This is a genomic window from Xenorhabdus cabanillasii (assembly GCF_003386665.1).
Classification (GTDB): Bacteria; Pseudomonadota; Gammaproteobacteria; order Enterobacterales; family Enterobacteriaceae; genus Xenorhabdus; species Xenorhabdus cabanillasii.
Genome location: NZ_QTUB01000001.1, coordinates 2,368,597 through 2,385,309, shown reverse-complemented (window position 1 = coordinate 2,385,309; position 16,713 = coordinate 2,368,597). Strand labels below are relative to the sequence as shown.

Here is a 16,713-nt window from a genome sequence, read left to right as displayed (position 1 = left end):
TAATGGATGTTTTTCTCAATAAATGTATTTCACAAAGAATACATTTCACAATGAATGTATTTGAGCTTCGACTTTAGGCCGTAAGAAAATTGCAGGTAATGCAACCAGTGCCATCACCCAATAGATACCGCTTCCCATATGCTCATACAAAAAACCGCCTATTGCGCTCATAACTGCAATACCACCCCCCATCGCTAATGCAGAATAAACCGATTGTAAACGGATAACTTCATTTTCTTTTCTGGCACCGATAAAGCGCATGGCAGCTAAGTGACAGACTGTAAAAGTTCCGCAATGCAGGAGCTGAATAATAATCAGAACTGGCAATTCAGTGAATGTTCCCATTAACCCCCAGCGAATAATCCCACAAATGGCAGAGAGCAATAGAAGACTACGGGCACTCCAGTGCCGGAATAGCTGTTTACTAAAAGTGAAAACAACAACTTCTGCGACAACGCCCAATGACCAGAGATAACCGATAGTTGATGCAGAATAACCAGCCTTTTCCCAATAAATAGAGCCAAAGCTGTAGTAACCAGCGTGAGCAGCTTGTAACAATGTCACACATAATAAAAACTGCCATACCGATTTTTCGGATAACAATTTTTTGAATGATACTGTATTGATATTTTCTACCTTAATTTTACCCTCAGGCATAATAGAAGGTCTTAGCATCATTCCCAGCAACATAACGGCAACACTGAAAATCAGGGAAACAAGGATGATATTGTGATGACCAAATAAATTAATGCCAATCCAATTATTGATCTTTTCAAAGGAAATGCTGCAATCTGAGCCTAAATTGATGCCATTGGCTGACATCAATATCCCCGCTAAAGAGGAGCTAATAATAAAGGCAATCGATCCCCACACACGTACCTTGCCATAATCAAAAGTAAACTGTTTTTGCCATGTGCCCGCTAAAGCATCTGATAAAGGAACCAAAGGTGAAAAAAACAGGTTAAAACCTATCATGACAAGGACAACCCATACCCAATGGCTACTAAAGGAAAAGCTAACAGCAAAGACCAAAGCCAATAAGGATAGCAATCTTAATGCGTTAATTAACTTAGAAGGATCTTTAACAGTAGGAGAAATAAATAAACTACCAAGGAAACGAGAAACTAACCCGATAGCTAACAGTATACCGATCATAGAAGGAGTAATATCTTCTCCCTGTAACCAAACTGACCAGAAAGGTAAAAATATTCCAAAAGCAAAAAAATAAGTGAAATAACCTAATCCTAGCCAAAATGTTGATGGAACAACCATCCAAATGCCCCCATTTTTTAATGCAAAAAACCCGCTCAAAACTAACGTTATGAGTCGGGCTTGCTACCTGATATACCTTTCATCTTTCAGGCTACAGCTTTATTGGCTGCAACTTGAAATCTATTTGGGTATAAGCTCAATATTGACGGTACTTTATTCTCAATTATGCGTAAACCGGATATTTTGCACAGATATCCAACACATTCTGTTTAACACTTTCAATAACGGCTTCGTCATTGATGTTATCCAACACATCACATATCCAGCCGGCCAATTCACGGGTTTCTGCTTCTTTGAAACCTCGGCGGGTAATTGCTGGAGTACCAATGCGAATACCCGAAGTGACAAACGGACTGCGAGGATCGTTAGGTACGCTGTTTTTGTTAACAGTGATATTGGCACGCCCTAATGCTGCATCCGCTTCTTTACCTGTAATATCTTTATCCACCAAATCCAGCAGGAACAGATGATTGTCAGTACCGCCGGAAACAACTTTGTAACCACGTTGCAGAAACACATCTACCATTTCTTTGGCATTTTTCGCAACCTGCTGCTGATATATTTTGAACTCCGGCTCCATTGCTTCTTTCAGTGCAACGGCTTTCCCGGCAATGACATGCATCAGCGGGCCACCCTGACCACCAGGGAAAACAGCAGAGTTCAACTTCTTATAAAACTCTTCATCACCCCCTTTAGCCAGAATCAGACCACCGCGTGGGCCTGCCAGAGTCTTGTGAGTGGTGGTTGTAACAACATGTGCATGAGGAACAGGGTTTGGATAAACTCCCGCAGCAACCAATCCGGCAACATGAGCCATATCAACAAACAGATATGCACCGATTTCATCAGCAATTTCACGCATTTTCGCCCAATCAACCACACCAGAATAGGCAGAGAAACCACCAATGATCATTTTAGGTTGATGTTTCAGCGCTTGGTTACGAATATCTTCGTAATCAATTTTTCCTTTCTCATCAATGCCATAAGGAACAACGTTATACAGTTTACCTGAGAAGTTAACCGGAGAGCCGTGAGTCAGATGGCCACCATGTGCCAGATTCATCCCTAAAACAGTGTCACCTGGTTGCAACAGCGTCATATACACCGCAGCATTTGCCTGAGAGCCTGAGTGGGGTTGGACGTTAGCATAATCTGCACCAAACAATTCCTTTGCTCGGTCAATTGCCAATTGTTCAACTATATCAACATATTCACAACCACCATAGTAGCGTTTACCCGGATAACCTTCCGCATACTTGTTAGTGAGCTGAGATCCTTGAGCCTGCATAACTCTTGGACTGGTGTAGTTTTCAGAAGCAATCAATTCAATATGTTCTTCCTGACGACAAACCTCCTGTTCCATCGCTTGCCACAGTTCGGGATCGTAATTCGCAATATTCATTTCACGCTTTAACATTAGGTTCTCCTGACTCAGCTACATCTCTAAAAAATACCCCTGAGGGCCAGAATTTGACACAGTGTAAACTCTTTTTATCAAATGAGATAGTCTTGACAAGAGATTTTACGCAAACGATTGCTTCAGCGCCTGTAGCAGGATGCCCTGCTATCCTGATTACACGCTTTAAATTTATTGTTGTTCTTTGTGATTCCAGTCAAATCTTCTTGCTTCAATACAAATTCTGAGTTTTTGACTTAAATCAAGATAATATCTTTTTCTTACTTTAATGTATTCCTCAATGATATAAGTTGCATTTAAAATACATCTTATATTCCTAAGCATTATTCAAGAAAAATTCAGGAGACCATAAATGTTAGATAACCAAATTATCGCAACTATAAAGTCCACTATTCCTTTGATTGTTTCCACCGGGCCAAAGTTAACTGCTCATTTTTATGAACGCATGTTCAGACACGATCCTGAATTAAAAGACATTTTTAACATGAGCCATCAGACCAACGGCGATCAGCGTGAAGCCCTTTTTAATGCTCTTTGTGCTTATGCCTCTAATATTGATAACTTATCTGCTCTTCTGCCGGCTGTAGAAAAGATCGCGCATAAACATACGAGCCTAAATATCCAACCGGAACACTATAAAATTGTCGGTACACATCTGCTGGCAACAATTGATGAACTATTTCATCCGGCTGATGAAGTTCTTGATGCCTGGAAAAAAGCCTACAATGTATTGGCCGATATTTTTATCAATCGGGAAGAGGCAATTTATCAGGGTAGCGAATCCTCGGCAGGAGGTTGGCGTGGTTTACGTCAATTTCGTGTCAGTCGTAAACAACCGCAAAGTGATATCATTACCGGCTTTGAATTTGTACCCGTTGATGATGACAAAGTCGCGGATTACAAACCGGGGCAATATTTGAGTATCTATCTGGAAGATCCAACCTTTGAAAACCGCGAAATTCGTCAATATTCATTAACTGCGGCTCCAAATGGCAGCAATTATCAAATTGCCATTAAACGGGAACCTTATGGCAAAATTTCTAATCATATGCACGACAAAGTACAGGAAGGAGATATCATATCGCTATCTGCACCAAAAGGTGATTTCTTCCTTGATGTCCGGCCTGATACCCCTGTTACACTCATTTCAGCGGGAGTCGGATTAACTCCGATGATGAGTATGCTGCAATATTTACACGGTCAGCAGCACCAAAGTGTGATCAATTGGTTTCACGCGGCAGAACATGGTGGCTATCATGCCTTTGCCGATAAGGTGAAAGAAATTGCCCAGTCCATGCCGATGCTGAATTCTCAGGTTTGGTATCGTGAACCCAGAGATAAAGATCAACATGGTGTACATTATCAACATGCCGGGTTGATGGATCTGTCTCTTGTAAAAGATGCAATAAGTGCTGAAGGGATGCAATTCTATTTCTGTGGGCCGTTGGCTTTCATGCAACATATTGCCAAGCAGCTAATAACAATGGGCATTAACGAGCAACATATTCACTATGAATGTTTTGGCCCACATAAAGTGATCTAACCCGGATTTACGCACAGTTTTTTATAAATTCAGTGAAAAGCATAAATTCGGTGATAAGTGATAACGGCTAAAACAGCTCGGTATGCCAGCATTCCACCTCTTATTGAGAGGTGGATTAATTACCCATGTTGGTGCCGTTATCACTTTTTCAGGCAATCCAACTTTTCAAACTATTCTCTTTTCAAAGAATGCGGTTAAATCGCCTCTTCGTCCTGTTCACCAGTACGAATTCGCACAACGCGAGCAACATCAAAGACAAAAATCTTGCCATCACCGATTTTGCCGGTTTGTGCAGTCTGCATAATAGTATCGACACAGGTATCAACAATATCATCCGGGACGACAATTTCTATTTTGACTTTAGGCAGAAAGTCCACCATATATTCTGCACCACGATACAGTTCAGTGTGTCCTTTCTGACGTCCAAAACCTTTTACTTCTGTCACCGTCATTCCAGTGATACCGACTTCAGCCAGAGCTTCACGCACATCATCGAGCTTGAAAGGTTTGATAATTGCATCAATCTTTTTCATGAAGTTTTCCTGTTATTACCAGTTTTTACGCCCGAAACCAGACGTAATCGGATAGCGCCTGTCTTTACCAAAATCACGCTGTGTAATACGTGGACCAATCGGTGCCTGACGACGTTTATATTCATTGATGTCCACCAGCCGGATCACCTTACGAATAATAGCTTCATCAAAACCTTCAGCCACTAAGTCAGCCACGGATTTATCTTTTTCGACATATCCCTCAAGAATGGCATCCAGCATGTCATACGGTGGCAGGCTGTCCTGATCAAGCTGATCAGGAGCCAGCTCCGCAGATGGTGGACGATCAATAACACGCTGAGGAATAGCAGGAGATACTGTATTACGGTATTTCGCTAATGCAAATACCATAGTTTTTGGGACATCTTTTAAAGCATTAAAGCCACCGGCCATATCACCGTACAGGGTCGAGTAACCCACTGCCGATTCACTTTTGTTGCTGGTCGTCAACACCAAACGACGGCGCTTGTTTGACATTGCCATTAAAATGACTGCCCGGCAACGTGCCTGTAAGTTCTCTTCAGTGGTATCTTTCTCTGTACCCGCAAATATCGGCTCCAGTTGAGCCATAAACGCATCAAACATAGGCTCGATAGACACAATGTCAAATTCAACACCGAGTAGCTCTGCTTGTTCTCTGGCATCATGAATACTCATTTCAGAGGTATAGCGGAATGGCATCATCACAGCCTGTACATGCTCTTTACCCAAAGCATCAACAGCAATCGCCAGTGTCAGACCTGAATCAATACCACCGGACAAACCAAGTAATGCCCCCTTAAAACCATTTTTCTGCACATAATCACGTACAGATAACACTAATGCCTTGTAAATTTGTGCAAGTGGCGGCAATTGAGGAACCGGATTTACCATCGGCTCAATTGTCATGTCATTGAAACGACACTGTTCAACTTGTTCTTCAAAGGCTGCCATACGATGAGTAATTTCACCGTTTACATCAAAAACTTTTGAGCAGCCATCAAAGATCAGTTGATCTTGTCCACCAATCTGATTCAGGTAAATTATCGGCAAATGAATGCGCTGACAGTGTGATTTAATCAATGTGCTACGGATATTCGGTTTTTCACGATTAAAAGGAGACGCATTAATGGACAGAATGACATCAGAACCTGCTGCTTTCAAAGCATCAATCGGCGCATCAAACCACAGATCTTCACAAATCAGCAAACCGAGATTATAACCTTTAAATGGTACAACGCAGATTTGTTCGCCTGCTTTGAAATAACGTTCTTCATCAAAAACACCATAATTAGGTAGTTGTTGTTTGAAATAACGGGCAACGGTTTCACCTTTCCAGAACAGAGAAAGCGCATTATATATTTTTCCGGCCTGTTGCCACGGATGGCCAACTAAAATACCAACCTCAGAGCTTGCCTCCTGCAAACGTACTAATTGTTCACGACAGCGCTGATGAAAATCAGAACGGAACAGTAGATCTTCAGGAAAATATCCCGACAATGCTAACTCAGAAAACACGACGAGATCAGCACCCTTTTCTTGCTGTTCTTGCACTGTCTGCAACATACGATCACTGTTGCCTTCGATATCCCCTACTAACCAGTTTAATTGAGCAAGGGCGATATTAAGAGTACGACTCATAGAATGCGGCTCTCCTGGGCCATTATTCACTTCTCTGTCTGATGAAGACAGTCAATCTCTTACGGTCTTAAATACCGTTTCAACTTTATGGATTTAAATAACAGAAAGGTTATTCTTTAAAATCGTTGGCATCCAACTCGTGACGAGCCAGCAATTTATAAAACTCTGTCCGGTTACGTCCTGCCATACGAGCGGCATGGGTAACATTCCCTTTTGTCATTTGCAATAATTTGCGTAAGTAATTCAGTTCAAACTGACTACGCGCTTCCACAAATGTCGGCAATGCCGTATTTTCGCCTTCTAATGCCTGCATAACCAAAGCATCACTAATCACCGGCGCTGTCGTCAATGCCACACATTGCTCGATAACATTGACCAATTGGCGAACATTACCCGGCCAACTTGCAGCCATCAGACATTTCATAGCATTAGTGGAAAAGCTGCGCACAAAAGGTTTATGGCGTTTGGCAGATTCACGCAGCAAATGATTTGCCAATAATGGAATGTCTTCCGCCCGTTCATTCAGGGTCGGGATTTTCAGGTTAACTACGTTTAATCGATAATAGAGGTCTTCCCTGAATTCATTACGCTGCATCGCTTTTGGCAAATCACGGTGAGTTGCGGAAATGATCCTGACATCAATATCTAAATCTCGGTTACTTCCCAGAGGACGAACTTTACGCTCCTGCAAGACCCTCAACAATTTTACTTGTAGTGCTGATGGCATATCACCGATTTCATCAAGGAACAGAGTTCCTCCTTGAGCGGCCAGAAACAGACCTTCCCGGCTACTGACTGCCCCAGTAAATGCACCTTTAGCATGACCAAATAACTCAGATTCCAATAGTTGTTCAGGTAAAGCGCCGCAGTTAATTGCAATAAAAGGTTTCTTCGCACGCGGGCTTGCACGATGGATAGCCTGAGCCAGAACTTCCTTACCTGTTCCGCTTTGCCCATTAATCAGGACACTAACGTCAGATTGAGCCACCATTTTCGCCTGCTCCAGCAGACGCAACATTAGCGGGCTACGTGTGACAATTTGTTCGCTCCACTTTCCATCTATAGCTGGTGTTGATAATTCCAGAGCATCATCAATGGCTTTATAAAGTGCATCACGGTCAACTGGTTTAGTCAGAAAACTAAATACCCCTTGTTGTGTCGCAGCAACGGCATCCGGGATAGAGCCATGTGCAGTAAGAATAATTACCGGCATACCGGGATGCTGTTTTTGGATTTCCGCAAACAATGCCATGCCATCCATTTCATCCATGCGTAAGTCGCTGATGACCAAATCCACTTTTTCTTTCAGCAACATGCGTAATGCTTCATACCCACTTTCCACTGTTGTGACGCGAAATCCTTCACTGGTCAGACGCATCCCCAATAATTTTAATAGGCTTGGATCATCATCAACTAAAAGAAGATGAGCGGGATTGCGTACGGTCATTGTGATTCAGCTCCTTTTTCTTCTGAGGAATTGCCTTCTGTTTTCGTTTCCGGAGTTAACTCTGATCCTGTTTCCGGCTTATTTTCTGATTTAGCTTCCGGCTTAGTGTCATTCACCTTGTTGCCCGTATCAACTGCATGTTCTATTTCACCTTGTCCGGTTTCACCTGAAACCGGAGAGTTAGAGTTGTTCTGGACTTGCTTGCGGGAAGAAAGCTGACGTTCAATATCCGTTAGATTTTCTAATTTGCGGGATATTGAACGCAGTTCATACTCCAGACGGGCCCGTGTCTCTTTCAATCGATCAATTTTGGCATCACTGTCAAATTGTAATCGCTGATATTTTGACTTTTGTTCTGCCAGATTGATTTTTAAATATTGTTGTTCACTCCACAACTGCAACAATGACAGTATTGAGGATGGAAATTGCAGGCTATATCGATTCAGGATTTCCATAATTTTACGCCGTTCAATTAATGACGGTGCAGCTTGGTCTATAAGAATACTCTGCTTGAAAACTTGTGACCACTCTGTCGGCGTAAACCGTTTTGCCAGATTGCGGGCTTCTGCTGGAGGCAGTTTATTTGTACAGTCCATCAATTTTAACCAGTAAAGACCATTTTCCATTGCGGCTGGCTTTGCAATATCCCACATCACATCGCACTCCTTGATACGATAATCTGTGATACGTTGCTCTGGTATAATAGATTCGGCAATCGTTACTAAATCATCAGAACCGGAATTTGAGATACACCCTGTCAGTAAATAGGGAACAAACAGTAAAATCATGGTACGAAAACGCAGGAGTGAAACCCGTTCAAGCAAACGCTGTATAACAGCTGTTCTTTTCATTGTTCCGGTCTCAATATCTTGTTGCTCCGTCTTCATCATAAAGTGGTGAGTAAACCTGTTGTGCATATTATTTAGTCATTCTCTGCGGTTAATGGCAGTTCAATCCGAAAGCATACATCAGCAAAGTCAGATTCTATCAGATGAAGTTTCCCTCCCATCCGTTTAATACAATCCTGCGCAATACTCAAACCAAGACCACTTCCTTTGACCGCTCCTTTGCGTTGAAGTTTTCCTTGGTAAAATGGTTCAAAAATCATGCTTTTTTCTAAATCAGGGATAGGCGTTCCTGTATTGGCAATGTCAATCTGAATATTTTTATCTAATTGCCGACTGGAAATCCAAATGTTACCGGATTCAGCGCCATAGTGCACTGCATTGGAGTAGAGATTATCAATGACTCGCATCAATAATTTAGGTTCAGCCCAACAATTATCAGCATTCAATTGGATTTTTGTATAAATATTTTTTGTCCGTGCGGGCAACTGATGTGACAGAACAACACTATCAACGAGTTCTTTTAAAGACACCATCTGGTGTTCGGCGGGGTTATTCACGATGTTACGATTGTATTCGAGCAATTGCTCAATAAGCTGCTGCAAGTGTTTACTACTGCTATCCAGAATATTGACTACTTCTTTTTGGTCTGTTGTCAGTGGCCCGGCAATTTCATCCGCCAACAATTCCGTACCTTCACGCATACTGGCGAGTGGTGTTTTCAATTCATGAGAGATATGACGTAAAAATTCATGCCGTTGAGATTCAAGCCAGGATAGACGTTCACTCAGCCAAATAATCCGCAATGCCAGTGAACGTAACTCTCTGGGTCCTTTAAAGGATTCAATCTTGCTTTCCAGTGTTTGTCCTGCACCTAATCGATTGATCATTCGTTCAATGCCCTTTACCGGCCCAATGATCATCCGAGTAAAAAGTGCGATTAAGAAAGCACTCAGCAGAAACAGAATTAAACTTTGCCAGCCAAAAAACTGCCCCTTATCAGCAATGTCTTTCTGCAATTGCTCACCACGGGTGAAAATGATATTACGTGTTTCTTGTACTAACTGATTATTGGCGTTTGAGAACTGCTCAAGCAGTTTAGCCGCCTCAGGCTCTGGTACACCATTATTACACGTGATATTTGTAAGGCCCGACAAAAGTTGATTAAATTTATCCTTATATTCTCTATTAGACAGCATCGCCATCTGATTATTCAACATACTGGTATATTGTTGATATTGACGTTGATAGAGTTTTTCCAGCCTGATATCTCCCAATACACAATACTGACGGTAGCTGCGTTCCATCTCAAGAGCGACACCTATCATTGCTTCACTGCGCCGGGCATCAGATAGCGTTGCACGGTTAATTTCTGCCGCTTGCGTACTGAGCTGATCAAGGCTTTGGTATGCCTGATATGCCAGTACCAACAACGGCAATAGCACCAGCCAGAAAGCCATTACAACCAATTGGCGCAATGAACGGGGAAATAAACGCCATTTTTTCAGAGAAATCATCTTATAACCTGTAATTACATTGATGCTAACCGACATAAATAGCTATAAAGAGTGGTATGTCAAGATGATACTGGTGTATAAGACGCGGAGGGAAGACATTGTCTCCAATAATGACGGCGGGGTAGTATTTTTTCTACTACCCCGCCAGTGAAGAACCTAAATGCTGTCAATACTATTTGTTTCGTTATTAAACATAGTGATTGATAAACATATAGGTGGTGCCTCACTCCACGTGTCGCCCGTTGCTTGATAAGGCCAGAAAGCGAATATCATTAATTGGACGGTAGGCACCTTACTTTGGCGTCATTCCCGGCTTATGTGGCATATTTCCACCCTACTTTGTGGACCGACATAAAAAATTGAATGAGCAACTACATACCATTAAGCATATTACGTGCCAACTTTCAAAAAAATCATTTAATCTATTGATTTTAATTAATAAAAATGAAAATTCCTTTAATGTTCATATTTTTTTATGCATCTCCTTTTATTCACGTCATATATTTTTGTCGCCAATTGATGACACCAAACCACATAAATATATTTATTCAATTAAATCAATTAATTAAATGTCTCATTTTTGAGACACCAAAACGTGCGATTGTCGTAATTTAGAGACACCCTTTTAAAACAATTAATTTATTTAACTCATAAAATAAGTGTTATTAACCGGAAAAAAACATTTAAATAACATTGATTTTATCATGAGAGTCTACAAGAAAAATCAAATACCGCAGTAAATTAATCACATATAAAAAACCACATATAGAGAAAAATATTATCTGTGATAAAGAAACGAAAAATAAAGGCTCCGACAAATATGCAGAGCCTTATAGAGAAACAGGTACTTAATATTAACCTAACTGCTTACGTGCATTGCGGAAAATACGCATCCACGGACCATCTTCTCCCCACTCTTTGGGATGCCAGGAGTTACTGACAGTACGGAATACCCTTTCAGGATGTGGCATCATCACAGTAACCCGGCCATCAAGACTGGTGACAGAGGTTATCCCCTCAACGGAACCATTGGGGTTTGCAGGATAATTTTCTGTCGCCTGACCGTAGTTGTCCACAAATCGCATTGCAACCTGCTGGTGTTTTTTCAATTCGTCCAAACTCTGGCTGTTTCTGAACTCTACCTGACCTTCACCATGAGCAACTGCAATTGGCAAACAGGAACCGGCCATGCCCTGTAAGAATAATGAAGGGCTGTCCACGACTTCAACCAGACTGAAACGAGCTTCATAACGTTCTGAACGGTTACGTACAAAACGAGGCCAATGTTCGGTGCCTGGGATCAGTTCATGCAGGTTAGAAATCATCTGGCAACCATTACATACACCAAGAGATAATGTATCCGGTCTTGCAAAGAAGTTCGCAAAATCGTCACGTACCCGTGAATTAAACAGAATGGATTTTGCCCAACCTTCACCTGCACCGAGGACATCCCCATATGAAAAACCACCACAGGCCACCAATGTCTGAAACTGTTCCAGAGTGATCCGTCCACTCAACAAATCACTCATATGGACATCCACGGCTTCAAAGCCTGCACGATGGAATGCTGCCGCCATTTCGACATGGGAGTTAACTCCCTGTTCACGCAATACAGCAACTCGCGGACGCACTTGTTTCGATATGTAACAAGCCGCAATGTCTTCTGCCGGATCAAAGGTTAATTTCACATTCAGACCAGGATCACTCACATCCTGTTTTGCCTGATGTTCTTGATCAGCGCATTCAGGATTATCACGCAGACGCTGCATCTGCCAGGTTGTTTCTGCCCACCATAAACGCAATGTACTACGTTTTTGACGATAAACTTCCATATTGTTGCTGGAGATCACAAAATCATCTCCCGCTTTAGCCTTACCTAAATAGTGTAAGCATTCACTCAGTCCATAATCAGCTAACAGCGCTTCAATCTGCTGTCTGTCTGTTTCACGAACCTGAATCACCGCTCCTAATTCTTCACTAAACAGTGCCCCCAGGATATCTTCATCAAATGCGCTGATATCAGCATGCAGACTACAGTGCCCTGCGAATGCCATCTCTGCCAATGTCACCAGCAGACCACCATCAGAACGATCGTGATAAGCCAGCAGTTTTTGTTCTGCAATCAATTGTTGGACCGCCTTAAAGAAGCTGGCGAGTTGTTCCGTACTGCGAACATCTGCGGTTTTATCACCAAGCTGGCGATAAACCTGAGCCAATGCCGTTCCTCCCAGTGCATTTTGTCCTTGTCCCAGATCAATCAGCAGTAATGCATTATCGTCATCGGCAGATAATTCTGGTGTGACAGTACAACGAACATCCTCCACCCGTGCGAACGCACTGATAACCAATGAAAGCGGAGCTGTCATTTCACGTTCTTCACCATCCTGAATCCAGCAAGTTTTCATCGACATGGAATCTTTACCAACAGGTATGGTCAGGCCCAACGCGGGACATAATTCCTCACCTATCGCCTTCACCGCCGCATACAATCCGGCATCTTCTCCGGCATGACCTGATGCTGACATCCAGTTCGCTGATAGTTTCACCCGCTTCAAATCCTGTACATAAGCCGATGCAATATTAGTCAACGCTTCCCCGACAGCCATGCGTGCTGATGCAGCAAAGTCCAACAGAGCAACAGGAGCACGTTCTCCCAGCGACATAGCTTCACCATAATAACTATCCAGGCTGGCGGTTGTGACTGCGCAATCTGCAACAGGGATCTGCCATGGTCCAACCATCTGGTCTCTTGCTACCATGCCTGTTATCGAACGATCGCCGATGGTAATCAGGAATGTTTTTTCTGCCACTGCGGGTAAACGCAGAACGCGTTTTACCGCTTCGGCCAAATCAATACTTACGCGCTTTAGCCCTTTACCTTGTGCTTTTAGTGAATTTACATTTTTCAGCATCTTTGGTGTGTTACCGAGCAGAACATCCAACGGTATATCAATTGGCTGGTTATCAAAATGATTGTCGTTCAATAGCAGGTGACGCTCTTCCGTCGCTTCGCCGATCACTGCATACGGAGCACGCTCACGCCGACAAATATCCTCGAACAGGGCAAGCTGTTCCGGTGCGACAGCTAATACGTAACGTTCCTGAGATTCATTGCACCACACCTGCAATGGAGTCATGCCCGGTTCATCATTGAGGATATTGCGCAGCTCAAAACGGCCTCCTCGTCCCCCATCACTGACTAATTCAGGCATCGCATTTGATAAGCCCCCCGCACCAACATCATGGATAAACGAGATAGGGTTCTTGCAGCCAAGCTGCCAGCAACTGTCGATAACTTCCTGACAACGACGTTCCATTTCTGCGTTATCGCGCTGTACAGAGGCAAAATCCAGCTCTGCATCAGATTGGCCCGATGTCATTGAAGAAGCGGCGCCACCACCCAGACCAATATTCATACTTGGGCCACCCAGTACAATCAATTTGGCTCCGACAGGGATCTCCCCTTTCTGGATATGCTCTTCACGAATATTTCCGATTCCCCCGGCCAGCATGATCGGTTTATGGTAGCCACGTAATTCCACGCCGTTATGGGATTCCACTTTCTCTTCATATGTTCTGAAATACCCCAACAATGCCGGTCGACCAAATTCATTATTGAATGCCGCTCCGCCCAAAGGGCCTTCTAACATGATATCCAGTGCGCTGACAATCCGTTCAGGCTTACCGAACTCTTCTTCCCACGGTTGTTCAAATCCGGGAATTTTCAGATTCGAGACGGAAAAACCGACCAACCCGGCCTTGGGTTTTGCTCCCCGTCCTGTTGCTCCTTCATCACGAATTTCCCCGCCAGATCCTGTCGCCGCTCCCGGCCAGGGAGAAATTGCTGTCGGATGGTTATGTGTTTCGACTTTCATCAAGATATGGGCAGGTTCCTGATGATAGTCATATACTCCCTTGTCAGGATCAGGGAAAAATCGCCCTACCTGAGAACCTTCCATTACCGCTGCGTTGTCTTTATAAGCAGAGAAAACATGATCCGGTGTCTGTTCAAAGGTATTTTTAATCATTTTAAACAGAGACTTTGGTTGTTCCTGCCCATCAATCACCCAATCCGCATTAAAAATTTTGTGGCGACAATGTTCAGAATTCGCCTGCGCGAACATGTAGAGTTCAACATCAGTCGGATTACGTTCTAATTTCTGGAAAGCTTGTAACAGATAATCAATTTCATCCGCTGCCAGCGCTAATCCCAACTCAACATTGGCAGATTCCAATGCAGTCCGCCCTGATTGCAAAATATCAATTTGCTTCAATGGCGCAGGCTGCTGGTGAGAAAACAGTGCCTCAGCCTGTTCAAACTGAGTAAACACACTTTCCATCATACGATCGTGCAATAATACAGACAGCGCCTGCCACTGTTTGTCATCCATTGCCTTTCCGTGGATATTATTCTGGATAACATCACACTGGATATAGTAGGCAATCCCTCTTTCCAAACGGGCAATCTGTTTCAGTCCACAATTGTGAACTATCTCTGTCGCTTTTGATGACCACGGCGATATTGTCCCTGGCCGGGGAGTGACTAAAAACAGTTGACCTTTAGGTTCATGTTCAGCTAAAGAAGGGCCATATTTTAGTAGCCTGTTTAATTTTTCCTTTTCTTCTACCGTAAGAGGTGAATTTATTTCTGCAAAGTGCACATATTCTGCATAAATTGCTGCCACGGGAAGCTGCTGAACTTGACATTGGGAAAGGAGCTTAGTAATACGAAACGCTGATAAAGCGGGCGAGCCACGCAGAATTTCCATAGTAATAGGTTCTCTCATCTTAGAAGCAAAGCCTGACTGATGCCTTAGGGGAAACGCCGACATTATAGAGGAATGTTTTCTCTGACGAAACCGTTTGCGTGAGCATTAATTAATCTAACAACACATTCAATGGATTTTTAAAATTGATTCAATAGGGTTGCAGATCTCAATTTTGTTGCGCAAAATTCCCGATTACTGGAAATTTAACCATGCTATTATCTGACATTTCATACGGAGCCTAACCGTACTGACGAGAGATAACTGTTTGAGCAATATCAAGATAAATTATTTTGTCATCGTCATTATCGCGCTCCTCTCTGCCACAATCATTGGTCTCAACATCAGTTGGCCTAATAAACAGCAGGAGCAGATAAACAGGATCTTGGCACGGGGAGAACTTCGGGTGAGTACCATCAGTTCTCCTCTGATTTCACTTAATGATAAAAATGAACCTGTAGGATTTGACTATGACTTAACCAAACGATTTGCTGACTATCTGGGTGTCAAACTGAGTATTAAGTTTCGTTCTAATATCAGCCAGCTTTTTGATGACTTATACACTGACAAAGCCGATTTTTTAGCTGCCGGTCTTATCTATAACAGAGAAAGACTCGACCAAACACGGACTGGCCCAGCCTATTATTCAGTATCCCAACAATTGGTTTATCGCAAAGGTACGGTGCGCCCACGTTCGTTTGCTGATTTAAAAGGCCCACTGGTTGTCACCGCCGGCTCTGCCCATGTCAGTGAACTAAAACAGTGGAAAGAAAAATCTTATCCTGATTTAACCTGGGAAGAGTCGTCACGTCACAATACCCAGCAATTGCTTGAACAAGTATCCGAAGGAAAAATTGACTATACGATCAGCGATTCAATCAGCCTTGCTCTGCAACAGCGCATCCATCCCAATCTGGCTATCGCTTTTGATGTCAGTGAAGATAAACCATTAACCTGGTATTTGAAGCGTAATGATGACTATAGCCTCTACTCAGCAATGCTGGATTTTTTCAACATGCTGACTGAAAACCATATAACGCCACGGCTGGAAGAAAAATATTTCAGCCATATTGGCTCATTTGATTACTTTGACACTATCTCATTCATTCGTGCAATTAATAACTTATTGCCAATATATCAGCCTATTTTTGCGAAATACGCAGGCTCCCTCGACTGGCAATTAGTTGCCGCTATCGCATGGCAGGAATCACATTGGGATCCACAAGCAACCTCTCCTACAGGCGTTCGTGGCATGATGATGCTGACACGCCCAACAGCAGAATGGGCAGGAGTCAAAGACCGCCTTGATCCGGACGAGAGTGTGAAAGGGGGAATGGCTTATCTGCATTACCTGATGTCTCGTTTGCCGGATACTATTCCCGAAGATGAGAGGATTTGGTTCGCATTAGCCGCTTATAATATGGGGTATGGGCATATTCTTGACGCCCGGAAATTAACGACCATGCAAAAAAGTGACCCTGACCGCTGGATGGACGTTAAATCACGCATTCCTCTATTGAGTAAGAAAAAATACTATGCCAATACCACATATGGTTATGCACGCGGTTATGAAGCCTATCGCTACGTCGAAAATATTCGTCGTTATTACCAAAGCTTAGAAGGCTATCTGAGAGCTCAGAACAACCGCAACAAGGCAGAAAAGCCTAATATACCCACGGAGAAAACCACCGTCAGCAATCCTGATGATACAAATGAGAATGCTTTGTAACTTTTT

General features: G+C 43.0%; 10 protein-coding genes. 2 read left to right on the top strand and 8 right to left on the bottom strand.

Annotation, left to right across the window (positions count from 1 at the left end; all coding sequences use genetic code 11):
* Window positions 1-45: 45 nt before the first annotated feature.
* A complete protein-coding gene (locus BDD26_RS11440; RefSeq protein ID WP_115826592.1) occupies window positions 46-1,272 on the bottom strand; it encodes a 3-phenylpropionate MFS transporter in 1,227 nt (408 codons plus the stop codon).
* Window positions 1,273-1,435: 163 nt separating this feature from the next.
* Entirely contained in the window at window positions 1,436-2,689 is a 1,254-nt protein-coding gene (glyA, locus tag BDD26_RS11435) for a serine hydroxymethyltransferase (RefSeq protein ID WP_115826591.1), read from the bottom strand.
* A 352-nt stretch (window positions 2,690-3,041) separates the two neighbouring features.
* Between glyA and hmpA the strand changes: the two genes are divergently transcribed.
* Window positions 3,042-4,232, top strand: coding sequence for an NO-inducible flavohemoprotein (gene hmpA / locus BDD26_RS11430; protein WP_115826590.1), 1,191 nt, complete (start codon window positions 3,042-3,044; stop codon window positions 4,230-4,232).
* A gap of 194 nt (window positions 4,233-4,426) precedes the next feature.
* Here the strand turns inward: hmpA and glnB are convergent, their stop codons facing one another.
* The 6 genes from glnB to purL form a co-directional block, all read right to left on the bottom strand.
* Window positions 4,427-4,765: a nitrogen regulatory protein P-II gene (glnB, locus tag BDD26_RS11425; protein WP_038267821.1), complete on the bottom strand. Its 339-nt coding sequence runs from the start codon at window positions 4,763-4,765 to the stop codon at window positions 4,427-4,429.
* Window positions 4,766-4,780: 15 nt separating this feature from the next.
* Window positions 4,781-6,403, bottom strand: coding sequence for an NAD+ synthase (locus BDD26_RS11420; RefSeq protein ID WP_038267818.1), 1,623 nt, complete (start codon window positions 6,401-6,403; stop codon window positions 4,781-4,783).
* Window positions 6,404-6,512: 109 nt separating this feature from the next.
* The gene (glrR, locus tag BDD26_RS11415) at window positions 6,513-7,850 is read right to left on the bottom strand and encodes a two-component system response regulator GlrR (RefSeq protein ID WP_038267815.1); all 1,338 of its coding nucleotides are present in this window, start codon (window positions 7,848-7,850) and stop codon (window positions 6,513-6,515) included.
* On the bottom strand, window positions 7,847-8,740 hold the full coding sequence (gene qseG, locus BDD26_RS11410; RefSeq protein WP_099119351.1) for a two-component system QseEF-associated lipoprotein QseG: 894 nt from the start codon (window positions 8,738-8,740) through the stop codon (window positions 7,847-7,849). The genes glrR and qseG overlap by 4 nt, the downstream gene beginning before the upstream one ends.
* A 32-nt stretch (window positions 8,741-8,772) precedes the next feature.
* Complete coding sequence (locus BDD26_RS11405; RefSeq protein WP_170140397.1) at window positions 8,773-10,212, bottom strand: sensor histidine kinase; 1,440 nt, start codon at window positions 10,210-10,212, stop codon at window positions 8,773-8,775.
* Window positions 10,213-11,066: 854 nt separating this feature from the next.
* Window positions 11,067-14,981 carry a phosphoribosylformylglycinamidine synthase gene (gene purL, locus BDD26_RS11400; protein WP_115826588.1) on the bottom strand — a complete coding sequence of 1,305 codons (3,915 nt, stop codon included), beginning with the start codon at window positions 14,979-14,981 and terminating at the stop codon, window positions 11,067-11,069.
* Window positions 14,982-15,246: 265 nt separating this feature from the next.
* On the opposite strand from purL, the gene mltF reads away from it, so the two are divergent.
* The gene (gene mltF, locus BDD26_RS11395; RefSeq protein ID WP_115826587.1) at window positions 15,247-16,707 is read left to right on the top strand and encodes a membrane-bound lytic murein transglycosylase MltF; all 1,461 of its coding nucleotides are present in this window, start codon (window positions 15,247-15,249) and stop codon (window positions 16,705-16,707) included.
* The last annotated feature ends 6 nt before the right edge of the window (window positions 16,708-16,713 follow it).